A 25,092-nucleotide genomic window follows, 5' to 3' on the forward strand; every position below is an offset into this window, starting at 1 on the left:
CCTTGCCGGCGAAGGCGTTGCCGAAGAAGTTCAGACGGGGTTCCATGGCGATCTCCTGGTCGGGTTCCGGATACGCACTTCAGACCGGACAGCCCTGCCCCCTGTGACACCCGATGTTCGACCCTCACCGAATGAGCGGTAGTCTGGTCGCCATGCCGGACCACTCGTCCCCCGCCGACAGCGAGATCGCCCTGCCGCGCCTGCTGGGGGCGCTCAGTGATCCGACACGGCTGGGGATCGTCCGGGTGCTGTCTGACGGAGCGGAACGCGGATGGGGCCAGTTGTGCGCCCCCGTCGCCAAGTCCACCCTCAGCCATCACCTCAAGGTGCTGCGCGAGGCGGGTGTCACGCGCACCCGCCAGGAGGGCACCCGGTGCTACGTGACGCTGCGGCGCGAAACCCTCGACGCCCGCTTCCCCGGCCTCCTGCCGGCCCTGCTCTCCGCAGCCGTGGCCGACAACGTAGGGGAACACGTCACCGAGCGCGACGACCAAGCGTGACTGAACTGCCGTCCATGCCTCGCGGAGCGCGACCGCAGCGCGTGGGTCAGGCCGCGGCGGTGCGCTGATCCGGCTCGTCGGCGCCGGTGCCGGCTGTCCCGCTGCCGTGGACGAGACGCAGATGGCGGGACCGCCGGGCGTGCCGGGCGGGCTGCGGATCCTCGTGGAGCGTGTCCTCTATGCGGCTCATCACGATCAGCAGCAGGCTGAGACCGGGCAGCAGCAGGATGGCGAGCATCAGCACGGGCTTTCCCCTCCCTGTATGGCCATGACAGGCGGGTGCCCAGGAATCGCGCGGTGATGAAGGGCGCGACCACGAAAGCACCCGAAGTAATGACTTCGTGGCGCTCAGTGGTGCGAGTTGCTCGGTTCGCAGCCGTGCCGCCTGCCGAGGTGATGAGGGCTGAGGGCTCCCACCACCTCACCGGATGCCCTCCCCCGAGGGAGGACTCAGCGCCGCTCGGGCAGGTCGCGCTCGGCCGGCAGCGACTCCGCGTCCCGTGCGGGCGTGGTGGCGGTACGCGCGGACGGCGAGGACGCCGGCCTCTTCCCGCAGAACGCGGCCTCCAGCGTGTCACCGAGCGCCGTGTTGGCCTCGCCGCGGTTGGAGGTGTTCGCCATCGCCGACAGGCTGCGGCGGCCGTCGCGGGTCGAGAAGGCGTACGTGTAGTAGCCCTGGACGGTGCCGGTGTGGCCGTAGATCCGCGTGCCGCAGGACAGGTCGTAGCGGCGCAGGCCGAGCCCGTAGAAGCGGGTGTCGGTCGTGTCCGTCGGCGTCACCGTGGTCATCGCCTCCAGCGTGGCCCGGGACAGCAGCCGGCCCCGCAGCAGCGCGCCGGTGAAGGTGTTGAGGTCGGCGGGGCTGGAGATCACGGCGCCGGCCGACTGCGCCCAGGACACGGTCTGCTCGGTGGAGTCCACGAGCGGCGCACCCGCCTCGTCGGGGTGCAGGTAGCCCCGCACGCGCAGTCCCTTGATGCGCGTGTCGGGATGCACGTACGAGGTCTGACGCAGTCCCAGCGGCTTGATGATGCGGCGCTGGTAGGCGTCGGCCACCGGACGGCCTGTCAGCTTCTCGATGAGCATGCCGACGACCACGAAATTGGTGTTCGAGTACTTGTACGCCGCACCGGGCTCGGTGGTGGAGGGCTCGGCGAGGGACAGGTCGACGAGTTCCTGGTAGCTGAAGACGCGGTTCCGCACGGCTTCGAAGCCGGGCACCGTCTGATTGAACATGGCCTCGGTGTAGTCGGCCAAGCCGCTGCGGTGGCTGAGCAGGTGACGGACCGTGATGCGTTCGTCGGGCAGCAGCCCCGGCAGATAGCGGCCCACCGGCCGGTCCAGCTTCAGCCGGCCCTCCTCCATCAGTTGGAGCAGCACGACGGCGGAGAACGTCTTGCTGACGCTGCCGATCCGGAACCGCGCGTCAACGTCCATCGGCGCCCCTGAGACTCTGTCGCGGACTCCGACGGCACGGCTCCGGGCCCCCTCCGGTGCGGTGTAGCGCGCCATGGCGCCCGGCGCGCCCTTGGCCATCGCGGCGTTCAGCGCCGCGACGACCCCGTCCATGTCCGGGGCGGGAGAGTCAGGCGCTTCGGCGACGCCCCGGGGCGTGGCGGTGGCGGGCGACGCGGTGGCCAGAGGAGCGAATCCCCCGGCGAGGGCGGCGATCACGGTGAGGCCGACGGTCAGACGCCGGCGTGGCGACAGGGGCATGATGAGTCCTCGTTCTCTTCCTCGGCTGGTTCGGCAAGAGGCTGGATGCACGGGGCGGTCGACCACGGGCACGCATGGGTCATGAGTGCCTGAACTCGACCTCCGGTTGCAGGAACGCGACGCGACCTTCAAAGGACACTCGCCGATGCCCCGGGCGAGGCTGTGCCGGCCCCTCGCGCGTGCGACATGACCCGCTGTCAGTGGCACCTGCCACGATGACGAGCATGAAGATCTTCGAGTGGGGGCCGCTGCTCAAGCGGTGGAGCGAGGAGTGGCTGGAAGCCCTGGCCGCGGAGGAGCCGGAGGAGTTCGAGGAGCTGGAAGAGGACATCGTCCGTGACCGCTGGCTGGGATTCGCCCCGGCCGACCCGTCGGGGATCACCGCTCTGGAGGAGCGCGTTCGCAGGCTCGGGATCGCGGCGCCCCTGCCGCCGTCCCTGCGCGCGTTCCTGGAGACGACGAACGGCTGGCGCCACGCGGGTGGCTTCGTCCATCTGCTCGCCGGAGCCGAGAGCATCGACTCCTACGGGGATCCGTACGGCCTTCAGCGGCTGTACGAGGAGAATCTGGACGCGGACCCGCCGAAGGAGGAGGTCCTCCTGGCCGGCATGTGGGGCCGGGCGCTGCAGCTGTCGCTCGACTCGGACATGACGGATGTGCTGCTCGACCCGGGCGACGTCGGCGCCGACGGGGAGTGGGCGGTGTACGTCCACCACGGCTGGAGCGGTGAACGGCCCGACCGCCACGACTCGTTCCGCGTGTTCATGGAGCGGATGTACAAGCAGGTCTACCAGCTGGGCGGCGGTCACTCCGGCTTCGAGAACGCGGTGACGCGGGAGCTCGACGCCAAGGTGGAGGATGCTCGAGTGGCCTGCCTCAGGGGTGAGTTGGACGAGGCGCTCACCGTCCTGGGCGAGGCGAGGGAGCTCGGCAGAGAGCGCGCGGGCCTGCTGGTCGCACAGCTCCGGGCGCTGCTCGACGGCGGTGCCTGGGTGCCGCTCGACCCGCGCATGGACGATCCGCTGTACGCCGGGGAGGTGCTGCCCCTGAAGGTGTGCGACCACCTGCGCCAGTTCCGGCACGACGACTCCTTCGTGCTCGGCCCGGTGACGGAGGACTACGCGACGGACCGGGAGCGGGCCAAGGTGGTCCTGCAGCAGATCAGGGAGCGCACCTACGAGTACACCTCGCCGGGCCCCTTCGGGCGCGCGGTCGAGGAGGCCAGGGAGCTGGCCCGCTGGGGCGACACGGACGGCGCCTGGCGAGCCCTCGCGGCGGCGGTCCCGCGGTGGGAGCCGTACCGGGACGACCATGTGGCCCCGTTCGGTCTGCTCGGAGACCCGTTGCTCGGGCCGGTCGTCACGCCCGAGCGTGGCAGGCAACTGCTGACCACGCCCCGGGCCGGCCAGGCGCGGGCAACGCCCGAGCCTGCGGTCGCGCACCCGCCCGAGCCTGCGGTCGCGCACACGCCCGCACCCCCACCGGCTCCCGCCTCCGCCGCCGAGCGGCGGGCGGCGGCCCATGACGGGCTCGGGTGGCTGACCCGCCAGCACCCCGCGACTGGAGCGCGCCGGGAGTCCTACCGATTCGTCCTGGTGGACGGCATACGCCCCGAAGAACTGGCCGAACGCTTCGGCACGGGCACGCTGGAGCCGGTCGCCGGCGAGAGCGAGCTTCGGCATCCTCAGTTCTCACGGCAGCCAGGACGCCCCGGGCCGACGGCCCGCATCGGCGCCCGGGACGGCTGGAGTTTCGCCTTCGAGTCGGCCCACCGGCTGCACTTCGATCCGTCCCGCCTGAGACACCCCGGCACCGAACTCTCATGCGGCACCCGCGCTCTGACGGTCTGGCGGCAGCCGGGGCTGTTCCACTTCGCCTGCGCCGAGGACGGCGAGCAGCGGTACGCCTTCACGGTCCACCAGGCGGTGTTCCACCGCACGGGCACGCTCCCCGCGGCGCTCGACCCCGACCGGCTGTTCGCCGGCCCGGCAGAACCTGCCACCGACCTCTCGGACGAGCGCCGTGCTCTGGACGCGATCGCGGCGACGTACGGTGTCTCACTTCCCCGATTCGCCCTGGACCACGGCAGGTTGCCCACACTGCCGACGCGGCCGTGGATCGGGCCGGCGGGGCCGGGGGCGGCGTACATGACGGTCACGGGTACCGAGAGGTAGGCAAGCCGGATCGCCTCACATGGGCCGCATCCGACCCATTGACCCCCTGTGAAGCCGGAACCTACGCTGTGCGACGTATACCAGAAAGCGCTTTCCAGATCACGGTCCGCATACCAGCCACCGGGAGCGCAAAATGAGTAGTCATCACCCACGGCTCCGCCGAAGAATCCTCTTTCCCGCCACCGTCGTCACGGCACTTCTTGCGCTTGTCGTCGGGATCGGCCTGGCCTCGCCCCCGCGGGCCGAAGCAGCCGCGGCCTACCGGGTCTTAGTCTTCTCCAAGGTCACCAACTTCACCCATGACTCCATCCCCGCCGGGATCGAGGCCATCAAGAAGCTGGGCAGTGAGAACGGCTTCGAGGTCGAGGCCACCGACGACGCCGCGGCCTTCACCGACGCGAACCTCGCGCGCTTCCAGGCGATCGTCTTCAACAACACCAACTCCACGCCGGAGTCGGGCGATCTCCTCGACGCGGCGCAGCGCGCCGCACTCCAGAAGTACGTACGTGGCGGTGGCGGCTGGGTCGGTCTGCACGCGGCCTCGGCCAGCGAGCGCGACTGGACCTGGTACGAGGGTCTGGTCGGCGCCATCTTCGACAAGCACCCCGCCGTCCAGACCGGGCGGGTCAAGGTCCTCGACCAGGCGCACCCCTCCACCAAGGGCCTGCCGGAACTCTGGGAGCGCTCCGAGGAGTGGTACAACTGGCGCACCAACCCCACCGGCAAGGTCCACACGCTCGCGCAGATCAAGGTGCGTGACGGTATCACCGGGCTCGACGAGGGTGTCGACCATCCGTGGTCCTGGTGCCAGAACTACGACGGCGGGCGCTCCTGGTTCACCGCCGGCGGCCACGACAAGGCCGCGTTCGGCGAAGCGCCGTTCCTCCAGCATCTGCTCGGCGGCATCCAGTGGGCCGCGGGCGACAAGCCCGGCGACTGCACCGCCGGCAAGACCAGTGCATTCCAGCGCACCCCGCTGGCCACCAGTGATCTGGCCGACCCCTTCGAGCTGGCCGTCGCGCCCGACCGCCGGGTGTTCTTCATCCAGCGCACCGGCAAGGTCAAGGTGATCGACCAGCAGACGCTCAAGGTCACCACCGCCCTGGACTTCGCCTACACGCCGGAGATGACGAGCCAGTCCGACGGCCTCCTCGGCCTGGCACTGGACCCCGGCTTCGCCGAGAACCACTGGCTGTACCTCCTGAACTCCGACAAGACCGAGAAGCAGATCAATCTGTCGCGGTTCACGGTGACGGGCAACACGATCGACCCCGCGTCGGAGAAGCGGCTGCTCGCGATCCCCACCCTGCGGGGCGAGGGCAGGGCCAACTCCCACATGGCGGGCTCGCTCGCCTTCGACAAGCACGGCGAGCTCTACATCGCGACCGGGGACAACACCGACCCCTTCGCCTCGGACGGTTTCACCCCCATCGACGAGGGTGCGGGCCGCCGTGCGTGGGACGCCCAGGGCACCTCGGGCAACACCAACGACCTGCGCGGCAAGATTCTGCGCATCACCCCGGAGGACGACGGGACCTACAGCATCCCCGAGGGCAACCTCTTCGCGCCGGGTACGGACAAGACCCGTCCCGAGGTCTACGCGATGGGCATGCGCAACCCGTTCCGGATCACCACCGATCCGCACAGCGGTGCGCTGATGGTGGCGGACTACGGTCCCGACGCCCGTGAGGCCAAGGCGGACCGCGGGCCGGAGGGGACGGTCGAGTACACCCGCATCACCAAGCCAGGAAACTTCGGCTGGCCGTACTGCGTAGGCAACAACACCCCCTTCAACGACTACGACTTCACGACCAGGACGTCAGGACCGAAGTTCGACTGCTCCGCCCCGGTCAACAACTCTCCCAACAACACCGGGCTCACCCAGCTGCCGCCCGCCCAGCCGGCCACCGTCTGGTACGCGTACTCCGCTTCGCCCGAGTTCCCCGAACTGGGCACCGGCGGCGGCGGGCCGATGAGCGGTCCGGTCTACGACTACGACCCGGCGAACACCTATCGCACCAAGTTCCCTGAGTACTTCGACGGGAAATGGCTCAACTACGAGCTCACTCGCACCTGGTTCAAGGCGTTCTCGCTCCAGCAGAAGGACCAGACGTTCACCGATCCGCGCTTCGCCCCCGTGAAGGCCGGTGATCTGCACTCCATCAACGGGATCTTCGGCGACATGAAGTGGAATCAGCCCTTCGACGCCGACTTCGGGCCCGACGGAGCGCTCTACGTCATCGACTTCGGTCTCGGCAGCGGCACCGGCCGCGGTGGCAGCAACGAGGGGTCGGGCATCTACCGCATCGACTACGTCGGGGACGACCGGCTGCCGGACGCCAAGGTGACGGCCACGCCCGACAGCGGGAAGGCGCCGCTGAAGGTGAAGTTCTCCAGCGCGGGGTCGGGCCTGCCGAGCGGCACAGCGGTGACGTACGCCTGGGACTTCGACGGGAACGGCACCACCGACTCGACGGCTGCCGACCCGACCCATGTCTACCGGACCGAGGGCCGGTTCACCGCCCGGCTGACGGTCACCGCACCCGGGAATCTGAGCGGTCTCGCCGTCACCGACATCACCGTCGGCAACTCCCGGCCCGAGGTGACCATCCAGCAGCCGCCGAACGGCGGGATGTTCAGCTTCGGCGACACCATCCCGTTCAAGGTCAAGGTCAAGGACCGCGAGGACGTACAGATCGACTGCTCGCGCGTGGTCGTCCAGTCGCAGCTCGGCCACGACTCGCATCTGCATCCGCTGGACAACTACACCGGCTGCGCCGGCGAGATCCGGACGGACGCCGGCGACAGCCACGGCCCCGGCCAGAACCTGTACTACGGCATCACCGCCCAGTACGAGGACAAGGGGGCACCCGGGGTACCGGCGCTCACCGGTTCGACCTCGCTCACCCTGCGCCCGGCCCTGCGCGAGGCGGAGCACCACACCTCCACCGGCGGCGCCCACGACGGCGTGGTGGTGGCGAACCGCCCGGACGCCTCCGGCGGCAAGCGGCTGACGGAGATCGAGGACGGCGACTGGATCCGCTTCGATCCCGTGCACCTGAAGGGGATCGACTCGGTGACGGTCGGCGCGGCCTCGGGCGGCCTGGGCGGAACCGTCGAGTTCCGTTCCGGGTCACCCACGGGCTCGCTCCTCGGCAGTGTGAGCGTGCCCAACACCGGCGACTGGGGCAACGTCGTCTCGCCGACGACAGCCCTGAAGTTCGCGGGGATCACCGCACCGCTGTACGTGGTCTTCTCCAACCCGCAGTGGGCCGCCGACAAGCCAGACCTGTTCGCCGTGGACTGGCTGCACTTCAACGGCCGTGGCGTCGAGAAGCACCCGGGCACCAAGGTCACCGTGAAGGTGGCTCCGGCCTCCGGCACCGCACCCCTCGCCGTACAACTGACGGGCACCGTGAAACCGCTCGCCGGCCGCACCATCGCCTCGTACCACTGGGACTTCGGTGACAACACCAAGCCCAGCGCGCCCGAGGGCGCGTCGGCCACGCACAGCTACGCGAGGCCCGGCACGTACACCGCGCATCTGACCGTCACCGACGACAAGGGAGACACCACCAGCACCTTCGCCCGCGTCACCGTGAGTTGAGGCAGGAGCAGACATGAGAGGAGCTGACATGAACGGCACACGACGCGCCTTCCTCGGAACCGCACTGGGCGCGGCCGCGGCGACCGCTCTGGGCGCACCCGCCCAGGCCGCCGAGACGGGCCGGTGCCGACGGCGCATCCCGCCGTCCGGCATCGGGATGCACCTCTACACCATGCGCACCCCGCTGGCGACGGACTTCAAGGGCACCCTCGCCCGGCTCTCGGACATGGGATACGCGACGGTCGGAGTGAGCGGCCGGCACGGCAACAGCGCGGCCGCGATACGGACCATGCTGGACGAGACCCGTCTCAAGGCGGTGCTCGAACACGTCGGGTACGACATCGTCCGCGGCAGCGGTCTGCCGCAGGCCCTGGAGGACATCCACACCCTCGGCGCCAGGTGGATCGTCGTACCGAGCCTGCCCAGCGCCATGCACAACCCGGCGGGGTTCCGGGAAGCCGCCCGGGAGTTCAACAAGGCCGGGCTCGCCGCACGCGAGGCCGGTCTCGGGCCGCTCCTGTTCCACAACCACGGCCTGGACCACGAGGTCGTCGAGGGCGAGAACCTGTACGACATCCTGCTGAAGGAGACCGACCCGCATCTGGTCGGATTCGAGCTCGACGTGTACTGGGCGGCCAAGGGCGGAGCCGATCCCCGGTCGCTGTTCGTGCGCCACCGCCGGCGTTTCCCCGCGCTGCACGTCAAGGACATGGCCCCGGACGGGGACTTCGCCGATGTCGGTTCGGGTGTCCTGGACTTCCCGTCGATGTTCCGGACGGCGGACAGCGGGGGCGTGCGGCAGTGGCTGGTCGAGCACGACGCACCGGCGGATCCGTTCGCCACCGCGTTGAACAGCTACCGGTACCTCTCCCGTCTGAGGTACTGACGGCGACGGCACGCCTGCACGCCACTGAGCCTCGCACCCCGACGAAGGGGGGGCGAGGCTCAGTCGTCCGGGTCTGTGCGCCGACCCGTGGGCCCGCGCGTCAGTCCGCGGCGGAGGCCGCACCGAGCAGATGGCGGATACGGCTGGTGGCCTCCCGGAATTCCGGGCGCCCCATCGTCTCGGTGTAGTCGCGTTCGGCCGGCAGTCCCACCGTGATGGTCTCCGTGATCGTGCCGGGCCGCGGGCTCATCACCACCACCCGGTCGGCCAGGTAGCAGGCCTCGGAGATGGAGTGCGTGACGAGCAGCACGGTGGTGCCCGTCTCCCGCCAGATCCGGTTGAGTTCCATGTTCATCTGCTCGCGGGTCAGCGCGTCGAGCGCACCGAACGGCTCGTCCATCAGCAGCACCGGCGGTTCGTGCAGCAGCGCGCGGCACAGCGCCACCCGCTGCTGCATACCGCCGGACAGCTCGTGCGGATAGGCGTCCTCGAAGCCGCCGAGGCCGGTCATGGCGATCAGCTCCTCGACACGCCGCCGGGCGGTCGCACCCGGCATCCTGCGCATCTCGGCCTGGAGCAGGATGTTGCGGCGGGCCGACCGCCACTCCAGGAGGGCCGCGCGCTGGAAGACGTAGCCGATGTCGTGGCGGGGGCCGCGTACCTGCTCGCCCGCGAGCCGGACCTCTCCGGTGGACGGTCTCAGCAGGCCCGCGACCAGTTTGAGAAGGGTCGACTTCCCGCAGCCCGAGGGGCCGACGATGGCGACGAACTCCCCGGGCGCGACGTCGAGGGAGACTCGCTCCAGCGCGTTGACGTCCCGGTTCTTCGTGCGGAAGCGGACCGCCACGTCGGCGAGTCCGACCGCCGCCTGCCGCGCGTCCTTGTCCAGCTGCACACCGGGCTCCCGCACCGTCGTCTCTCTCGCCATCGTCATCCCTTCATCGCGGTGGCGCTGTCCCAGTACTCCGCCACGGGCTTGGGGCTCTTGACCAGGCCGGCCTCGGAGAAGACGTCGATCGTCTGCTGCCAGTCGGCATCGGTGTTCACACCGGGTGCCTTCCCCTCGGTCCCCGGGGTGTGCAGCAGCGTCAGGGTCGTCTCGAACTGCTCGGACAGCACCTCCTTGGGCGGGAGTTGCTCGCTGGCGCCGTCCATCGCGCTGACGGCCGGGTCGGGGGACTTCTCCGCAGCGGCGAACGACTCGCTGACCGCCTTGGCCATGCGGGCGGCCACGTCCTTCTTGGTGGTCAGGAAGCGCTGTCCGGTGATGAGGCCGTTGGAGTAGAAGTTGAGCCCGTGCTCGGAGAAGCGCAGATATGCGACCGGCTTCCTGGCCTTGTTCTGCATCGTGGGGCCCTGGTCGCTGGCGTAGCCGAGCAGTCCGTCCGTCTTGCCGGAGATCACCGCCGCGATCTTGCCCGCCGGGTCGGTGTTCTGGACCTTGACGTCCGACTCCGCGAGGTTGTTCTTCTTCAGGAAGATCGGGAACGTCTTGGAGAGCGCGTCGCCCGCCGTGCCCGCGATGGTCTTGCCCTTGAGGTCGGCGGGGGCCTTGATGCCCTGCGACTCGAAGAACTGCACGGAGGACGGCGTGGTCTGGAGGAATACGCCGAGGCTCTTCACCTTGACGCCGGAGTCGACGCCGGACAGCACCGCGGGGGTGTCCGCCCAGCCGAAGTCGGTCTGGCCGGCGCCGGTGGCCTGGACGGTCTTCTGGGACCCCTGTCCGGCCTGGATGGTGAGGTCGATACCGTGCTTCTCGAATATCTTCTGCTGCTTGCCGTAGTAGAACGGCGCGTGCTCGCCATACGGATACCAGTTGAGGGTCAGGGTGACCTTGTCGAGCTTCTTGCCCGACTCACTGGTGCTCTCGTCCGAGCCGTCCTCACCGCAGGCCGTGGCGACCAGGAGCAGCGGAACGAGGCCGATCAGAAGTCTGCGCGCAGTCATGGCTGGTCCTTCTCGTCAGCGAGGGTCGTGCGGGGTCAGTAGGCGGTGGTGACACCGGAGTCCCGGCGGCTGGCGTGCCACGGGAGCAGGAACTTCTCGGCGACCTCGACGAGGACGAAGAGGACCACGCCGATCAGCGACATCACGAGCAGTCCCGCGAAGAGCATCGGGGTGTCGAGATTGCCGTTGGCCTGGAGGATGACGTAGCCGAGACCCTCGTTGGCGCCGACGAACTCGCCGACGACGGCGCCGGTGACGGCGAGGGTGACCGCGACCTTGAGGCCGGAGAAGAGGTGCGGGAGCGAGGCGGGGAAGCGGATCTTGACGAAGGTCTGCCAGGAGTTCGCGCCCATCGTCGACGACAGTTGGAGCATCTCCGGGTCGACCGCCTTGAGCCCGGTCACCATCGAGATCACCACGGGGAAGAAGGCGATCAGCACGGCGATCAGGATCTTCGGGGCGATGCCGAAGCCGAGCCAGACGACGAACAGCGGGGCGATGGCGATCTTGGGGACGACCTGGGCGAAGAGCAGGATCGGGTAGAGCGTCTTCTCGACGGTCGACGAGTAGACCATGATCACCGCGGCGGCGACACCGACGGCGACGGCGATCAGGAAGCCGAGCAGCGTCTCGTAGGTGGTCACCCAGGTGTGCTGCCAGAGGTAGTCGCTCTTGCCGGTCAGGACGTCGAGCGTCGCGCCCGGTGAGGGCACGAGATAGGGCTCGACCAGTTCGGCCGCGGCGATCACCCACCACGCGCCGAAGCACGCCAGCAGCAGCGCCACGGGGCGCCAGCTCCGATCCAGGGCGCCGGAGATCCGCTCCCTGGCTCCCGGCTTGTTCCGCTGGGCAACCCCCGCCACTTTCTCGGGCGTTGCCTTGATGACGCTCTGGCTCACGGGTCAATTCCTCCGGTTTCCGGAGCGGTCGAGAAGAGCTGTGGGCTGGTATGTTCGGAAAACGCTTTCAGAAAGCGCTTTCTGGTAGGGTGTGGCCACGCTAATGACTGCCTGTGCGCACGGTCAATAGGTCGTCCCGAAGTTTCGGGGGTGCGGTGAGAGAACGGCATGCAACACCCGTCCATGTGACGCTCGACGTCGTCGCGCGTGAGGCCGGCGTCTCCCTGGCCACGGCCTCCAGAGTGCTCAACGGGACCACACGGGTCCGCGAGGACCTGCGCCAGCGGGTACGCGCGGCCGCCGACCTGCTCGGCTACATCCCCAACGCCCATGCCCAGGCGCTCGCCAGCGCCTCCAGCAACACGGTCGGCCTGATCTGTCACGACGTCGGCGACCCGTACTTCGCCGCCATAGCCGCCGGAGTGATGCGCGCCGCCGCCGAGCAGGACCTCCTCGTCATGCTCGCCAGCACCTTCCGGGAACCCGAGCGCGAGATCGCGTACGTCTCCACGCTCCGCGCGCAGCGGGCCCGCGCGATCCTGCTGATCGGCTCGGGCATCCAGGACCGCGCCTGGGAGCGGGCCCTCGCCGCCGAACTCGAACCGTACGTCCGCGCGGGCGGCCGGGTCGCGGTGGTGAGCCGGCACCGCAGCCTGCGGGTGGACGCCGTGCTGCCCGAGAACCGCGCCGGCGCGGCGGCGCTCGCGCGAGCCCTGCTGGACCTCGGGCACCGGGAGTTCGCCGTGCTCGGCGGGCCGCCTGAACTGACCACCGTCTCGGACCGGTTGGCGGGTTTCCGGGAGGGCCTTGCCACGGCCGGCGTCACGCTGCCGCGGGAGCGCGTCGTGGAAGGCGCGTTCACCCGCGACGGCGGATACGCGGCAGCACGCGAGCTGCTGACCCGGCCAAGCCGGCCGACCTGCGTCTTCGCCGTCACCGACGTGATGGCGGTCGGGGCCCTCGCCGCGTTCCGGGAGGAGGGTGTCCGGGTCCCTGAGGACATGTCCCTGGCCGGGTTCGACGACATCCCCCTCGTACGGGAACTCTCACCGCCCCTGACCACCGTCGCCCTGCCGCTCGCCGCGATGGGGCAGCAGGTCATGGCCCTCGCCCTGCGCGAGCCGCACGGCCCGCGCTCACGCGTACTGCGGGCCGGCGGCGAGGTCGTCCTGCGTGCCAGCACCGCCCCGCCCCCACCCGACTCCCTTCGGGAGGGGAGCCGTTGAGCACCCTGCGGACCGCGTGGACTCCGCCGGCCGCCCGGAGCGCTCCGTCGATGCGCCCGGGCCCCATGGGCGCGCTCGCGGCAGCCCTTCACCAGCCGTATCGCGGAGGCGGTGGATCCCGTCATTTCCCGCCCTCCAAGCCGCCCCCTCGAGCCGGACTTTGAACACATCGATGACAAAGTATGGACATGACAAGCAGAAGTCTCCTACCTTTGCGGCGCAACCGCAGGCTCCGCCACGGAAGAAGACCGGAACGAAATCCGGCACGGTCCGGTCCCCAGCCCAGGAGGACCAATGCGCCAACCCCTGTTCCCCGTCGTCCGAAGACACCTCGTTCCGCTACTGACGTCAGCCGTCCTGGCCGCCGGTGCCCTGGCCGCCCCGGCGGCCGTCGCCGCTCCCGCTGACATTCCGCCGCAGGAGCCCGGGGTCACGCTGCGCGTGTTCGACGTGCAGACCCCGCTCAGCGAGTTGTGCACCCTGAAGCCGGGACAGACCCCCAACCACGACAAGCTCATGCCTACGGTCGACTGGTCCACGACCGCCGACTTCGGCGGGCTCGCCGACCGCTTCGTCGCGGAGGCGACCGGTTACCTGGTGGCGCCGAGCGACGGCTCCTACGTCTTCCGCCTCACCAGCGACGACGGCTCGCGGCTGACCCTCGACGGCGACACGGTGATCGACCACGACGGGCTCCATGGAGCCGAACCGAAGGACGGCGCCGTCCATCTCACCGCCGGGCCGCACCCCCTGCGCATCGACCACTTCGAGCGCGACGGCGGGCAGCAGCTGCAGCTCTCCTGGAAGCCCCCGGGAGCCAGTGACTTCACCGTCGTGCCCCAGGAGGCGCTGAGCACCGACGCCGGCGTGGTCCGCGTGACGGCGCCGGGCCGCAAGGAGTGCGAGGCTGGCGGGGACACCCCCGGTGACGGCCTGCCGCTCACCTCCGTGCGCCCCGACCTCACCCTCACCGACCTGCGCCCGGACGGTTTCGAGCCCCAGGTCAGCGGCATGGACTGGCTGCCCGACGGACGTCTCGCGATCAGTACGTGGGGCGGGAGCAACAACGTTGCCGGAGAGGTGTACCTGCTGGACAACGTCACCGGCCCGACCAGCCGTGACAAGGTCACCGTCGAGAAGGTGGCGACCGGGCTGCGCGAGCCCATGGGGATCAAGTACGTCGATGGTTCCCTGTACGTCTCGCAGAAGCACGAACTGACCCGGCTGGTCGACCGGGACGGCGACGACGTGACCGACGAGTACCGCACGGTGGCCACCTGGCCCTACGGAGGCAACTTCCACGAGTTCGCGTTCGGCCTGCTCTACCGCGACGGGTACTTCTACGTGAACCTCTCCGTCGCCATCGACTACGGCGGGGCGACCACCACTCCGCAGCCGGCGCCGGGCCGCGGGACCACGTACAAGGTGAGCAAGAGGACCGGCCGGATCAGCCCGGTCGCCGGTGGGCTGCGCACACCCAACGGCATCGGCTGGGGACCGGGCGGCGGCCTGTTCACCACCGACAACCAGGGTGGCTGGCTTCCTTCCTCGAAACTGGTCCAGATCAAGCAGGACCGCTTCTTCAACCACTACACCGAACCCGCAGGCCCCTTCGAGGACTCGCCCGTCACCGCGCCGGTGCTATGGCTGCCGCAGAACGAGATCGCCAACTCACCCTCCACACCGCTCTATCTGAGCAAGGGCCAGTTCGCCGGGCAGATGCTGATCGGGGACGTCACCTACGGCGGCCTCCAGCGCGCCTACCTGGAGAAGGTGAAAGGGCAGTACCAAGGCGCCGTGTTCCGCTACACACAGGGCCTGGAGGCCGGCGTCAACCGGATCACCCTCGGTCCCGACGGCGCGATCTACACCGGCGGTCTCGGCGCCGACGGCAACTGGGGCCAGGAGGGCAAGCTCAGGTTCGGCCTGCAGAAACTGACGCCCAACGGCGGCAACACCTTCGACATCAAGACCATGCGCGCCGTGCCCGGCGGCTTCGACCTCACGTACACGCAGCCGGTGTCCCCCGAGACCGCCGCGCAACTCGCCGAGCACTACCGGGCCGAGCAGTGGCGCTACACACCGACCACCGACTACGGCGGCCCGAAGATCGCCGAGGAGCGGCTCGCCGTACGCTCGGCGACGTTGTCCGAGGACGGCCGCACCGTTCGCCTGCGGCTGGACGGCCTGAAGCCCGGCCATGTCGTGCACGTGCGTTCCCCACGCCCCTTCACCTCGGCGTCCGGTGAGTCCCTGTGGAACACCGAGGCCTGGTACACGCTCAACGCGATTCCCGGCAAGCAGCCCCCTCCCGCGACCCTGTACGAGGCCGAGGAGGCGCGCCTGACCGGCAAGGCCGGCATCAACACCGACCACGTCGGGTACTCCGGCAGCGGTTTCGTCGACCGCTACGCCACCGAGGGCGAGGTCGGCACGTCCTTCGACGTGACGGTCCCGAAGTCGGGCTCCTACGACGTGAACCTGCGCTACTCCAACGGTCCCAACCCCTTCCAGGGCACCAAGTCCCTATCCCTGTACGCCAACGGGAAGAAGGTGCGGCAGACCGAACTGCCCTCCACCGGCGACTGGGACTCCTGGTCCACCCGGACGGAACGCCTGACCCTGCGCGCCGGCCACAACGAGATCGCCTACCGGTACGACGCGGGCGACACCGGCCACGTCAACCTCGACCTGATCACCGTGCACCCGCACGGCACCCCGGTCACCCTCTTCGACGGCACCGCGGCCTCGCAGGCGCAGTGGCTGCACCCGGACGGCCGCCGGACGGCCTGGCCGCTGACCGACGAGAAGTCGATGGAGGTGTGCTGCGGTGACCTCCGCACCAAGGACGCCTACCAGGACTTCGCGCTGCACGTCGAGTTCCGTGTGCCGCTGCTGCCGCCGGACGTGACCGGTCAGGACCGTGGAAACAGCGGCATTTACCTCCAGGACCGCTACGAGCTCCAGATCCTCGACTCCTACGGCGACACCTCGCTGGACACCAACGAGGCCGGCGCGTTCTACCTGAAGAAGGCACCCGACGTGAACGCGGCGACCGCGCCGGAGACTTGGCAGACCTACGACATCGTCTTCCGCGCGGCCCGCTACGACGACAGCGGCCGCAAGACCGCCGACGCCCGGGCGACGGTCGTGTGGAACGGCAGGAAGGTGCACGACGACGTCACGCTCGACGGTCCCACCGGCTCGGGCCGGCCCGAGACGCCCGCGGCGGGGCCGATCCGGTTGCAGGACCACGGCAACAAGGTGCGGTTCCGCAACATCCGGGTGCAGCCGCTGAGCTGAGCGGCGGCCGGTCCACGACGGGCCCGGGGCCGACGGCGGGAGCCGTCGGCCCCGGGCGCCGTACCGTGCGTCCCGTCTCAGCCGGAGGCCCGGGCGCCGTCCGTCGCGTCCGTGGAGTGCAGCAGGCGCAGGAACGCCTTCACCCCCGCGATGATCTCCTGGTTGTCGGTGAGACGGTTCACCGTGGCCTCGAACTCCCGGCCCAGCGCGGCGATTCGACGGTCCGCCTCCTCGGCGCGTTCGTACGTGCTCATGGCCAGCGCGTCCAGCGTGCGGCGCAGTTCGGCCAGGGCCCGGTACTGTTCCTCGGTCTTCTCCTCCAGGACCCGCGTCCCGGCCTCGGTTCGGTCCAGTCGGCCGTGCAGTTCCACGACGTCGTCCCGCGGATGGGTGACGTCCTTGAGGAGAGCGCCAAGGCGCCGCCGGAGCTGGCCGAAGTAGGCACCTGCCGGGCGGAAGAACGTGCTCAGCAGAAAGAAGGCGGCGAACCAGTATCCCGTGAACTCGCCCGTCGCCCAGGTGACCGCCAGGACGAGCGTCGCGGTCAGGATGTGGCCCGCGACGGCCGTCCGGAGCATCGTGCGGGCGATGCGGGTCGCTTCGGCGTCCCGGGCAGGGGAGACCTCGATGCCCTTCTCACGGCTCACCGCGATCTCGCCGAGCACCGCGTGGGCCCGGAAGTACAGGTTCCACGGGAGCGTGAGCAGGAGCAGCAGCCACACCAAACTCAGCACGCCCGCTCCGACGGCGAACACCACCTGCGGCGGCGCCCCCGCCACGTAGGCGAGGACGAGTGCCCCGGCCGCCGTCATGACCGCCAGCACCCCCGCCAGAAATCTCCCCATGCCCCCGCCTCCCGGCTTGCGCCCCGACGTCCGGAACGCCATGGTCGCGGATCCGGCGCGGCCGGGCATGAGTAGGCGTACTCAGGACGCTGCCGGGCGAACGGGGGTGCGACGACAGGGCCCTAGGGCCGAGGGGCCCGCCGGTCCTTGCGCTGCTCCAGTTCCTCGTCGTCGACGAGGACGAGCATGGGTTTGTCGGGCTCGCACATCATCGTGACGACGAACCGACTCGGCACGTCGGTGCGGTTGTTGCCGTCCTGGTAGTGGATCACGTCGCCGCCGGGCTCCCAGAACGCCTCCCCGGCCCGGACCACCCGTTCGGGTTCGCCCTCCAGTTCGAACAGCATCTCGCCTTCCAGCACGTAGCCGAAGGCTGGTCCGAAGTGGCGGTGCGGGGGTGTGCCGGGGTCTCCCGGGGGAAATTCGACGAGCAGCGTCATGACGTGTGCGCCGTCCGGGACAGAGGGCGGTTTCGCCTCCTGGATGACGGTCACGGCGGTCTTCCAGGCTTCGGATCGCCGGCCCTGGCTTCCTGGAGAGTTTGCGTCGGGTCCGTTGCTCGGCATCACGCGACCTCCTGTCCGTGCCTCGCAGCACGGGTGCGACATACCAGAACAGATTACTCTTTTTCTGTACATTCCAGCTATCAGAAGGGTGTGGTCATGAAGTTCACCGTCCTGGGGGGAAGTGGCCTGCTCGGCTCACAGGTAGGGGAGCGACTGAGGGCGGCCGGCCACGAAGTGGTGTCCGCTTCGCTGTCCAGCGGAGTCGACGTGATCAGCGGGAAGGGCTTGGACGAGGCTCTGCGGGGCGCCGATGTGGTCGTGAACCTGACCAATTCGCCGACTTTCGACAGCGCCTCCGTCGACTTCTTCGAGACGTCGATGCGCAACGTCGCGGCCGCGGCCGAGGCGGCCGGCGTCCGTCACCATGTGATCGCCTCGATCGTCGGGGTGGACCAGGTGCCCGATCTCGATTACTACCGGGCCAAGATGATCCAGGAGAAGGCGCTCCGGGAGAGTCCCACGCCCTACTCGATCGTGCGGGCCACGCAGTTCTACGAATTCGTCGAGGCGATCATGTCCTGGACCACCGAAGGTGACGCCGTCCATCTGCCGTCCACTCCGGTGCAGCCGATGGCCTCGGCCGATGTCGCGGCGGCGGTCACGCGGGCCGCGTCCGAGGCTCCGCTGCAGGGCATCCGCAATGTTGCCGGTCCGGGGGTCTACAACCTCGACGAACTGGGCCGCATCACGCTGGCGGCGCACTCCGACGGACGTCATGTGGTCACCGACGAGGAGGCGGGCATGTTCGCTCAGGTCGGTGGTGACGTGCTGACGGCTCCGAAGGACGCCGACCTGGCCACCACGACGTACGAGGAGTGGATGCGGCGGCAGCAGCGATAGCAGGGGTACCGCGGGCGCCCGCACCGTCACACGGTCACACGGTGGGACCACCCGGCCCACTAGTTGTCTCGCGAGCGAGATATGCTGGGTTTCGCGGAATGGGCCCGGCCCGATGGACCACGCCGACGAGCAGTCCTGCCAGGCAGCGCCGCGCGTTCCGGTGCACCCACCCCTACCGCGGTGCACATCGACGATCATTTCCTGCCATGAGGACCTTGTGGACACCAGCAACGAGGCCGCGCGCGGCCTGACCGACATCGAGGGTTTCCTGTACTGGGAGGCCCATCTCCGCACCGCTCACCGCCGCGCGACCGACTTCGTCTCACGTGTGACCGGGCTCAGCCCGACACAGAAGGCCGAGATCGAGTGGTGGTACGTGCAGGAGCAACTCCGTGTTTCCCAGTCGATCACGCGGCACCTCACCGACCACATCACCGCCGTGGAAGAGCATCACGCCCGGCGATACACCCGGTTGCGCCGTGGTGCGTACGCCGCGACGACGCTCTTCACCACGCTGATCCTCACCCTGTGCGTCGCCGTGCTTCTCGGCACGGCCGCGTGACCGCACAGCCCTCGGCGGGTGACTCATGGCGCCGTTTCCAGCCTCACCAGCAACTTGCGCAGAGCGCCGGCAACGGCGTCCTGTTCCTCGGCCTCGAGTACGGACACCAGATTCCGCTCCAGAGCGAAGTACGCCTCGACGCGACGGTCCAACTCGGGCAGTGCGTCCTCCGCCAGACTGACCCGTGAGCTGCGCCGATCATCGGGCGAGGCGGTGCGGTTGATCCAGCCCGCGCGCTCCAGCCGCTTGAGCCTGCCGCTGAGTCCCGCGGAGGAGACGATCAGGGACCCCATGAGCTGTCCGGGCGTCAGCACGAACGGAGGACCTGTTCGGCGCAGCGCCAGGAGCACGTCGAGATCCCCCAGATTGGCGATGCTCCTGCCCTCCTGGCGTCGCAGCCCCTCCTCCATCAGCTCCTCGGTCAGCCGCGCCGCACGGAGCACGCGCCCGATCACGGCACCGGACGAGACGTCCAACTGGGGCCACTGACCCCGCCATTGCCCCAGCATGGCATCCACGCTGTCGCTGCCGCCCGGATCAGTGTGAAATCTGGTATCCATGTTGTGATCAGTGTAAAGCGCGGTGCCCGTCGGCGAGGCCTGCTTCACCGTCGGTGCCGGCATCACGGCGGACGGCGTCGCGGGCTACGAGCGCTTGGCGCGGTACAGACCCCGGCCGGTCCGGCGGATCCGGGAGGTGCCGACGAGACGATCAAGGGTGCTGCGGACCGCGTTGATGCTCCCGCTGTCGGTGTCGCGCCCGAGTGCCGCGGCCACGTCACGGGCCCGCACGTCCGCCTGGCCGACCGTGGCGAAGTACTCGAGGATCTGCTCGGTGAGCTGGCCGTACTTCCTCTGGCCGTCGGCGTCGGAATCGGCGTCCGTGTCGGCGGGGGCGGAGGCGTCCGAGGGCGCGGCAGCCTCGGGGGCGGGCAGGTCCGGTACCGCCTGCGCCTGCGCGTTCGTCGGCCCTGCCTCGGTCGTGTCGCGCATCAGGGCCTCGATCGCGCTGAGCGCGCGCTGGACGGAGCCCAGGTGGGCCACGACCGCGGCCAGTTCCCGCTCCAGTGCCTGCCTCTGCAGTTCCAGGCGGGCCAGGTCCTTGTGGAGGCTTTCAGCGGTGACCGCGATGGTATGCGGAGCGCGGGTGCCGGAGACCATGTGTTCCTCTCATTCTCAGCCCATTGTGTCGCGCCCTGATGACTCGTACTGCGGTGCCGCTCGGCCGTGCACCGGAATGGGCGTCTTCATCATAGGCAATACGGCACCCCGGAAGACAGACGATGCGCGCGAATGCGCAACACGGTGCTGACCGGGGAAGCGAACGCCGCGGGTCTGACACCGACTCGGGTGCGGAACGCTGTCACAAAATGTGGTCGGGCCTGGTCAAAGATGCAGATGTGACGAGTCAGCCGTGGCTGACCGAGGCCAGGAACGGAGACAGCAGGACGATGCACCTCGAGACGTCCCCCGAGGAGAGTTCCCTGGAGGAGGCCGTTTCTGTCTTCGTGCACTACCGTCCACGCCTTTTCGGCATCGCCTACCGGGTGCTGGGAAGCGCGGTCGAGGCGGAGGACGTGGTACAGGAAGTGTGGCTGCGCTGGCAGAAGACCGATCGTGCGGCCGTGGTCAGCCCCGTGGCGTTCCTGTCGACCACGGCCACGAGGATGGCCATCAACGTGGCTCAGTCCGCCCGTGTGCGTCGCGAGACCTATATCGGCCCGTGGCTGCCCGAACCCATCGACACGAGCAGCGACCCGCAGGTGGGTGCCGAGCAGGCCGAGGCTCTCGAACTGGCCCTGCTCCTCCTGCTGGAGAAACTGAATCCCACCGAGCGCGCCGCGTACGTCCTGCGTGAGGCATTCGACTACGCATACGAGGAGATCGCTGAAATCCTTCAGCTCACACGTGTCAACGCGCGCAAGATCGTGAGCAGGGCCCGCAAGCATCTCGCGGCCGAGGGGCGCAGGACCGTTGACATGGAGGACCACCGACGGCTCCTCGAGGCCTTCCTCTCCGCGTCGCGCACGGGAGACGTCGCCACGCTGGAGGCTCTCCTCACGCCGGACACCGACCGCCCGGCCGACGGCGACGGCAGGCGCGCGGCTGTTCCCCGCTCCGGCTCGAGCGCGGCTGCCTCGGCGCCGCCCCCTCGGCGCTGCCGCCGTCGCTTCCGGAGATGAGATTCGCGCTGGACGGGGCTGCCGCCCCGCGTTGCGCGAGGCGGCTCAGGGTGAGGTGCCGTCGTCCAGCTCGCTCCAGGTACCGAGCTTGTCCGGATTGAGGATGACGCAGATCTGCTGGATCCGGTGGCCGGAGACGCCCAGGCTGATGACGGCGGCCACCTGGCGGTCGGAGTACACCACGAGACCGGTCCGTCCGTTGACGTCACGGATCCGCAGGCTGGTGCGGGGGCTGCGGGGCAGCAGCGTCAGCAGGGTGCGGGTGACCTGGCGGCCGCCGTGCACCGGCGTGACCAAGGCCCTGACCTTGCCGCCGCCGTCGAAGACTGCCGTGGGATCCGGGGCCAGCAAGGACTCCAGGAGCGCCTCGTCCTCCGTGAGGCATGCCTGCCGGAAGGCATGGACCACCTCGTCCTGCCGCTGCGCTCCCGGGGGCGGGGAGCGTCGGGGCCGGGGGCTCCCGAGTGCCGGATGGGTCGGTCCGGTGTCCTTCGGCTGCGCGACGCTGTCGAACGCCGCGCCCGGCGCGATGCCGAACACCTCGTTGAGCATGAACGCCGCCCGCTCGGCCGGGGAGAAGGACCGCAGCGCACGGCGGAGCATCGCGCCGACCTCTTTCCCGAGCCTTTCCTCGGGCCGCGCCGCCCAGCCCTGCCCAGGGCCCGTCCCGGCCAGCCGGGCCCGGCAGATGCTGTACGCGACGCCGGCGAGCCAGGGACCGGGCGCGTCGATGCGCGCTCGCGCCGGACCGGGCAGCTCGAACCACCGCCGGTACGTCTCGTCGATGACGCTCTCGGCCGCACCGGTGCTCCCCAGCATCCGGTAGGCGGCCTCCAGCAGATGCCGTCGCTCGTCGAGCAGTTCCTCGAGCGGCAGCTCGTCATGGGCACGGTCCATGCGGCATCCTCCCTCTCTCGCAGGGCGCTACGCCGCAGCAGGAGCCCCAAAGGCCCGGTCGGCAGCATGCTCGTCCCACTCTCGTGCGTTCGACAACTGAGACCGGACGCGGGCGGCCCGTGTGACATCGGCCCGGTGCGGTGTCCCAGCCGGGACCTCTCGGTGAGCGCCTCGAGCGTGCGGACTGCCACAGTGTGCGGTTTCGGTCCGCGAATCACACTGTGACGGGATCACTCTGATGGGCAGCTGTCACACCTTCTGCGGGCGTCCTGTCATATGCACGGAAGCAACGCAGCAGCGTGCAGACCAAGGAGCCTCACACGCGGCTCTCTTCGACATACCCCCCGAAAGGCCCAGCATGAGCAAGCATTCCCGCTACCGAAATGTTCGTGTCCCACTCGCCGTGGTGACCACGGCGACCGTCGCCGCCGCTCTCGTCGCCACGGCCGACGCCGCGCCCGCGAGCGCCGGTCAGGATTCCTCCCCGCATACCCGCAAGCCGACCGTGGTGCTCGTCCACGGAGCTTTCGCCGATTCCAGCAGCTGGAACGGCGTCGTGAAGAAGCTGAAGCGTGAGGGCTATCCGGTCGTGGCCGCGTCCAATCCGCTGCGCAGCCTGAGCGGCGACGCCGAGTACGTGAGGGAACTGGTCGCCGACATCGAGGGGCCGGTCGTACTCGCCGGCCATTCCTACGGCGGAGCGGTCATCAGCAACGCGGCCAAGGGCGCCGACAACGTCGAGGCGCTGGTGTACATCGCCGCCTTCGCTCCGGACAAGGGGGAGAGCGCGTTCGACCTGGCCGCCAAGTTCAACAGCACGCTCGGCGACGCCCTGCGTCCGCCCGTGCCGGTAACCCTGCCCGACGGCTCCCAGGGTGTCGACCTCTACATCGACCAGCGGAAGTTCCCCAAGCAGTTCGCCGCGGACGTTCCGGAGAGCACCGCCGGGCTCATGGCGGTCACCCAGCGGCCCGCGACCAACGTCGCCCTGGAGGAGAAGGCTGCCGAGCCCGCCTGGAAGACCATCCCCTCCTGGTATCTGGTGGCCACCGAGGACCTCAACATCCCTCACGCGGCTCAGACCTTCATGGCCAAGCGCGCCAAGGCCCGCACCCTGGAGGTGCGCGCTTCGCACGCGGTGACTGTCTCCCGTCCCGACGACGTCACCAGGATCATCCAGGACGCGGCCCGTTCGGTCCGCTGACGCACAGACGACAAGGGCGGGGTGGCATCGTGCCACCCCGCCCTTGACGCCGGTGAGTTTCATTCCTCGACAGCGGTGGCATCGACCCCGGAACGGGCCAGCCGATGCAGCGCGTCGGACACGGACAGCATCTGCTCGTTGACTTCCGCGATCGCCCGGTGCAGATCGTTCACACGCGTTTCGAGTTCGGCGGCCTTGCCGGTCAGTGCCTCGATCGTGGCGGTGAGAGCGATGCGGTTCTCGCAGGACTGGGACATCAAGCCGTGACCTCCTGGGTGACCTGCACGGCCGAGATGGCGAACATCAGCTTCACCGTGTCTCGGACGAGTACGCTTCCTGACTCCGGCCCCCCGGGCCAGGTGAGCCCCCAGTCCGAGCGCTGCAGGGTGGCTGCGCCCTCGAACCCGACGCGGTGCTGCCCGCGGACGCCCCGGGCGGCCCCGGCGTATGCGAGGTCGACGACGAGCGGCAGTTCGACGTCCTTGATCCTGAGGTTCCCGGACATGTGGAACCACCCGTCGCCGGCCGGCGCGAGCCCGGTGGAGCGGAAGGTCATGAGGGGAAACGTCGAGCAGTCGAAGACGCCGGGGCCGGTGAGGTGCGCGTCGCGTTCCCGCATCCCCGTGTTGAGGCTGTCGGTGCGGATGCTCAAGTAGGCCCCGGACCGGGTGGGTTGGGCCTCGTCGAACGTGAGGAATCCCTCGAAGGAGTCGAACTGCCCCCGCACACTCGACATCACGGCGTGCCGGATGGAGAAACCGACGGTGCTGTGCGCCGGGTCCATGATGTACACACCGGCCAGGGCCCCGTTCGGGCTGGGGGTGGAGACAGTGTTCTGCCGGCGATTCCTGCGCATGGCTGGCCGCCTTCCTTGTGCGATGGGTGCTGGCTCGGACCCATGGGCCGAAGTGCAGGGGGCCCCTGCCGCGCAGGGGCCCCCTTGAGAACGCGTCTACTGCTGCTGCGCGAGCCAGTCGGTGAACCGGGTCTCGGCGATCTGCGCGTCGGGGCCGGGAAGAAGGCTGGCTTCCTCCAGTTCGGAACCGAAGTACTGGGCGTGGGCGTCCGCCACCACCGTGCGGGGGTCGTCGTGGGGAGCGAGGCCCTGGTCGATGAACTCCTTGAAGTCGAAGGCCTCGGGACCGGCGATCTCCACCACGCCGTTCAGCGGCGCGCCGACGGCCGTGCGGGCCACGGCGGAGGCGACGTCGTCGGAGTACATGGGCTGGATCTTCGCGGCGGGGACACGCACCGTGTCGCCCTCCGTCATCGAGTCCGCGATCCCCTTCACGAACTCGAAGAACTGCGTGGCGTGGACGATGGAGTACCCGATCCCCGACGCCTTGATGAGTCCTTCCTGCGCGAGCTTGGCGCGGAAGTAGCCGTTCTTCTCCAGCCGTTCGGTGCCCACGATGGAGAGCGCGACATGATGGGTCACACCGGCCTCCGCCTCCGCCGCGAGGAGGTTCGTGGTGGAGGTGCGGAAGAACTCCATGACGGCGTCGGGCTCGAACGAGGGGGAGTTCGACACGTCGACGACGACCGAAGCGCCCTTCAGGACGTCCGCCAGACCCTCACCCGTCAGCGTGTTGACGCCGGTGTTGGGCGCGGCTGCCACCGCCTCGTGGCCGTGGTCGTTGAGCTTGCCGACCACCTTGGAGCCGATGAGGCCGGTCCCGCCGATCACTACAACCTTCATGTGATTACCTCGAAAATGCTTGATGGTCCCTGCACA

General features: G+C 69.4%; 22 protein-coding genes and 1 pseudogene. 10 read left to right on the forward strand and 13 right to left on the reverse strand.

Features of this window, described 5'->3' with window-relative positions; all coding sequences use genetic code 11:
* The first annotated feature begins 152 nt into the window (after positions 1 to 152).
* Positions 153 to 500, forward strand: a complete 348-nt coding sequence (locus AB0O67_RS23230) for a metalloregulator ArsR/SmtB family transcription factor (RefSeq protein WP_365453117.1) — start codon at positions 153 to 155, stop codon at positions 498 to 500.
* A gap of 46 nt (positions 501 to 546) precedes the next feature.
* Here the strand turns inward: AB0O67_RS23230 and AB0O67_RS23235 are convergent, their stop codons facing one another.
* Both AB0O67_RS23235 and AB0O67_RS23240 read right to left on the reverse strand, forming a co-directional pair.
* Positions 547 to 738 (reverse strand): hypothetical protein, encoded by a 192-nt coding sequence (locus AB0O67_RS23235; RefSeq protein ID WP_365453120.1) that lies wholly within the window; start codon positions 736 to 738, stop codon positions 547 to 549.
* 212 nt (positions 739 to 950) lie between these two features.
* Positions 951 to 2,216 (reverse strand): serine hydrolase domain-containing protein, encoded by a 1,266-nt coding sequence (locus AB0O67_RS23240; RefSeq protein ID WP_365453052.1) that lies wholly within the window; start codon positions 2,214 to 2,216, stop codon positions 951 to 953.
* Positions 2,217 to 2,440: 224 nt separating this feature from the next.
* On the opposite strand from AB0O67_RS23240, the gene AB0O67_RS23245 reads away from it, so the two are divergent.
* The 3 genes from AB0O67_RS23245 to AB0O67_RS23255 all read left to right on the forward strand — a co-directional run bounded on the left by AB0O67_RS23245 (position 2,441) and on the right by AB0O67_RS23255 (position 8,883).
* On the forward strand, positions 2,441 to 4,390 hold the full coding sequence (locus AB0O67_RS23245) for an SMI1/KNR4 family protein (RefSeq protein WP_365453055.1): 1,950 nt from the start codon (positions 2,441 to 2,443) through the stop codon (positions 4,388 to 4,390).
* Between the two features lie 133 nt (positions 4,391 to 4,523).
* Complete coding sequence (locus AB0O67_RS23250; protein WP_365453058.1) at positions 4,524 to 7,997, forward strand: ThuA domain-containing protein; 3,474 nt, start codon at positions 4,524 to 4,526, stop codon at positions 7,995 to 7,997.
* A gap of 28 nt (positions 7,998 to 8,025) precedes the next feature.
* Entirely contained in the window at positions 8,026 to 8,883 is an 858-nt protein-coding gene (locus tag AB0O67_RS23255) for a sugar phosphate isomerase/epimerase (protein ID WP_365453061.1), read from the forward strand.
* Between the two features lie 100 nt (positions 8,884 to 8,983).
* Here the strand turns inward: AB0O67_RS23255 and AB0O67_RS23260 are convergent, their stop codons facing one another.
* From AB0O67_RS23260 to AB0O67_RS23270, 3 genes are read right to left on the reverse strand one after another with little or no spacing between them, the layout of a single operon-like run.
* Positions 8,984 to 9,811: an ABC transporter ATP-binding protein gene (locus AB0O67_RS23260; protein WP_365453123.1), complete on the reverse strand. Its 828-nt coding sequence runs from the start codon at positions 9,809 to 9,811 to the stop codon at positions 8,984 to 8,986.
* A 2-nt stretch (positions 9,812 to 9,813) separates the two neighbouring features.
* Positions 9,814 to 10,833: an ABC transporter substrate-binding protein gene (locus tag AB0O67_RS23265; RefSeq protein ID WP_365453064.1), complete on the reverse strand. Its 1,020-nt coding sequence runs from the start codon at positions 10,831 to 10,833 to the stop codon at positions 9,814 to 9,816.
* 35 nt (positions 10,834 to 10,868) lie between these two features.
* Complete coding sequence (locus AB0O67_RS23270) at positions 10,869 to 11,732, reverse strand: ABC transporter permease (protein WP_365453067.1); 864 nt, start codon at positions 11,730 to 11,732, stop codon at positions 10,869 to 10,871.
* Positions 11,733 to 11,917: 185 nt separating this feature from the next.
* Between AB0O67_RS23270 and AB0O67_RS23275 the strand changes: the two genes are divergently transcribed.
* Both AB0O67_RS23275 and AB0O67_RS23280 read left to right on the forward strand, forming a co-directional pair.
* Positions 11,918 to 12,958, forward strand: a complete 1,041-nt coding sequence (locus tag AB0O67_RS23275) for a LacI family DNA-binding transcriptional regulator (RefSeq protein WP_365453070.1) — start codon at positions 11,918 to 11,920, stop codon at positions 12,956 to 12,958.
* Between the two features lie 294 nt (positions 12,959 to 13,252).
* A complete protein-coding gene (locus AB0O67_RS23280) occupies positions 13,253 to 16,261 on the forward strand; it encodes a family 16 glycoside hydrolase (protein WP_365453073.1) in 3,009 nt (1,002 codons plus the stop codon).
* 77 nt (positions 16,262 to 16,338) lie between these two features.
* On the opposite strand, the gene AB0O67_RS23285 is transcribed toward AB0O67_RS23280, so the two are convergent.
* Positions 16,339 to 17,106, reverse strand: a complete 768-nt coding sequence (locus AB0O67_RS23285) for a hypothetical protein (protein ID WP_365453076.1) — start codon at positions 17,104 to 17,106, stop codon at positions 16,339 to 16,341.
* Positions 17,107 to 17,228: 122 nt separating this feature from the next.
* Complete coding sequence (locus AB0O67_RS23290; RefSeq protein WP_365453079.1) at positions 17,229 to 17,672, reverse strand: cupin domain-containing protein; 444 nt, start codon at positions 17,670 to 17,672, stop codon at positions 17,229 to 17,231.
* A gap of 96 nt (positions 17,673 to 17,768) precedes the next feature.
* Between AB0O67_RS23290 and AB0O67_RS23295 the strand changes: the two genes are divergently transcribed.
* Positions 17,769 to 18,512, forward strand: coding sequence for an SDR family oxidoreductase (locus AB0O67_RS23295; protein ID WP_365453082.1), 744 nt, complete (start codon positions 17,769 to 17,771; stop codon positions 18,510 to 18,512).
* 217 nt (positions 18,513 to 18,729) lie between these two features.
* Positions 18,730 to 19,074 (forward strand): hypothetical protein, encoded by a 345-nt coding sequence (locus AB0O67_RS23300; protein ID WP_365453085.1) that lies wholly within the window; start codon positions 18,730 to 18,732, stop codon positions 19,072 to 19,074.
* A gap of 23 nt (positions 19,075 to 19,097) precedes the next feature.
* Here AB0O67_RS23300 and AB0O67_RS23305 read toward each other — a convergent pair whose 3' ends face one another.
* Together AB0O67_RS23305 and AB0O67_RS23310 are read right to left on the reverse strand one after the other, a co-directional pair.
* Complete coding sequence (locus AB0O67_RS23305) at positions 19,098 to 19,697, reverse strand: MarR family transcriptional regulator (protein ID WP_365453126.1); 600 nt, start codon at positions 19,695 to 19,697, stop codon at positions 19,098 to 19,100.
* Between the two features lie 21 nt (positions 19,698 to 19,718).
* Positions 19,719 to 20,234 (reverse strand): hypothetical protein, encoded by a 516-nt coding sequence (locus AB0O67_RS23310; protein ID WP_365453088.1) that lies wholly within the window; start codon positions 20,232 to 20,234, stop codon positions 19,719 to 19,721.
* A 290-nt stretch (positions 20,235 to 20,524) separates the two neighbouring features.
* On the opposite strand from AB0O67_RS23310, the pseudogene AB0O67_RS23315 reads away from it, so the two are divergent.
* Positions 20,525 to 21,181 (forward strand): annotated as a pseudogene (locus AB0O67_RS23315) (sigma-70 family RNA polymerase sigma factor); the annotation flags it as partial.
* Between the two features lie 120 nt (positions 21,182 to 21,301).
* Here AB0O67_RS23315 and AB0O67_RS23320 read toward each other — a convergent pair.
* Complete coding sequence (locus AB0O67_RS23320) at positions 21,302 to 22,153, reverse strand: RNA polymerase subunit sigma (protein WP_365453091.1); 852 nt, start codon at positions 22,151 to 22,153, stop codon at positions 21,302 to 21,304.
* A 358-nt stretch (positions 22,154 to 22,511) separates the two neighbouring features.
* Here AB0O67_RS23320 and AB0O67_RS23325 point away from each other — a divergent pair, with 358 nt between their 5' ends.
* On the forward strand, positions 22,512 to 23,357 hold the full coding sequence (locus tag AB0O67_RS23325) for an alpha/beta hydrolase (protein ID WP_365453093.1): 846 nt from the start codon (positions 22,512 to 22,514) through the stop codon (positions 23,355 to 23,357).
* Positions 23,358 to 23,416: 59 nt separating this feature from the next.
* On the opposite strand, the gene AB0O67_RS23330 is transcribed toward AB0O67_RS23325, so the two are convergent.
* The 3 genes from AB0O67_RS23330 to AB0O67_RS23340 form a co-directional block, all read right to left on the reverse strand.
* A complete protein-coding gene (locus AB0O67_RS23330) occupies positions 23,417 to 23,614 on the reverse strand; it encodes a hypothetical protein (protein ID WP_365453096.1) in 198 nt (65 codons plus the stop codon).
* Positions 23,614 to 24,213 (reverse strand): YceI family protein, encoded by a 600-nt coding sequence (locus AB0O67_RS23335; protein WP_365453099.1) that lies wholly within the window; start codon positions 24,211 to 24,213, stop codon positions 23,614 to 23,616. Before AB0O67_RS23335 ends, AB0O67_RS23330 begins: the two co-directional genes overlap by 1 nt.
* A gap of 96 nt (positions 24,214 to 24,309) precedes the next feature.
* Entirely contained in the window at positions 24,310 to 25,056 is a 747-nt protein-coding gene (locus AB0O67_RS23340; protein ID WP_365453102.1) for an SDR family oxidoreductase, read from the reverse strand.
* Positions 25,057 to 25,092 lie beyond the last annotated feature (36 nt).

This window comes from Streptomyces sp. NPDC086077, assembly GCF_040686175.1.
GTDB lineage: Bacteria > Actinomycetota > Actinomycetes > Streptomycetales > Streptomycetaceae > Streptomyces.

Bases quoted from the DNA above. Each gene is read 5' to 3' on its own strand.
- AB0O67_RS23330 (WP_365453096.1), bottom strand. From the start codon at position 23,614: ATGTCCCAGTCCTGCGAGAACCGCATCGCTCTCACCGCCACGATCGAG.
- AB0O67_RS23280 (WP_365453073.1), top strand. From the start codon at position 13,253: ATGCGCCAACCCCTGTTCCCCGTCGTCCGAAGACACCTCGTTCCGCTA.
- AB0O67_RS23260 (WP_365453123.1), bottom strand. From the start codon at position 9,811: ATGGCGAGAGAGACGACGGTGCGGGAGCCCGGTGTGCAGCTGGACAAG.
- AB0O67_RS23335 (WP_365453099.1), bottom strand. From the start codon at position 24,213: ATGCGCAGGAATCGCCGGCAGAACACTGTCTCCACCCCCAGCCCGAAC.
- AB0O67_RS23285 (WP_365453076.1), bottom strand. From the start codon at position 17,106: ATGGGGAGATTTCTGGCGGGGGTGCTGGCGGTCATGACGGCGGCCGGG.
- AB0O67_RS23290 (WP_365453079.1), bottom strand. From the start codon at position 17,672: ATGCCGAGCAACGGACCCGACGCAAACTCTCCAGGAAGCCAGGGCCGG.
- AB0O67_RS23245 (WP_365453055.1), top strand. From the start codon at position 2,441: ATGAAGATCTTCGAGTGGGGGCCGCTGCTCAAGCGGTGGAGCGAGGAG.
- AB0O67_RS23265 (WP_365453064.1), bottom strand. From the start codon at position 10,833: ATGACTGCGCGCAGACTTCTGATCGGCCTCGTTCCGCTGCTCCTGGTC.
- AB0O67_RS23250 (WP_365453058.1), top strand. From the start codon at position 4,524: ATGAGTAGTCATCACCCACGGCTCCGCCGAAGAATCCTCTTTCCCGCC.
- AB0O67_RS23325 (WP_365453093.1), top strand. From the start codon at position 22,512: ATGAGCAAGCATTCCCGCTACCGAAATGTTCGTGTCCCACTCGCCGTG.
- AB0O67_RS23320 (WP_365453091.1), bottom strand. From the start codon at position 22,153: ATGGACCGTGCCCATGACGAGCTGCCGCTCGAGGAACTGCTCGACGAG.
- AB0O67_RS23230 (WP_365453117.1), top strand. From the start codon at position 153: ATGCCGGACCACTCGTCCCCCGCCGACAGCGAGATCGCCCTGCCGCGC.
- AB0O67_RS23235 (WP_365453120.1), bottom strand. From the start codon at position 738: ATGCTCGCCATCCTGCTGCTGCCCGGTCTCAGCCTGCTGCTGATCGTG.
- AB0O67_RS23310 (WP_365453088.1), bottom strand. From the start codon at position 20,234: ATGGTCTCCGGCACCCGCGCTCCGCATACCATCGCGGTCACCGCTGAA.
- AB0O67_RS23340 (WP_365453102.1), bottom strand. From the start codon at position 25,056: ATGAAGGTTGTAGTGATCGGCGGGACCGGCCTCATCGGCTCCAAGGTG.
- AB0O67_RS23305 (WP_365453126.1), bottom strand. From the start codon at position 19,697: ATGCCGGCACCGACGGTGAAGCAGGCCTCGCCGACGGGCACCGCGCTT.
- AB0O67_RS23295 (WP_365453082.1), top strand. From the start codon at position 17,769: ATGAAGTTCACCGTCCTGGGGGGAAGTGGCCTGCTCGGCTCACAGGTA.
- AB0O67_RS23240 (WP_365453052.1), bottom strand. From the start codon at position 2,216: ATGCCCCTGTCGCCACGCCGGCGTCTGACCGTCGGCCTCACCGTGATC.
- AB0O67_RS23255 (WP_365453061.1), top strand. From the start codon at position 8,026: ATGAACGGCACACGACGCGCCTTCCTCGGAACCGCACTGGGCGCGGCC.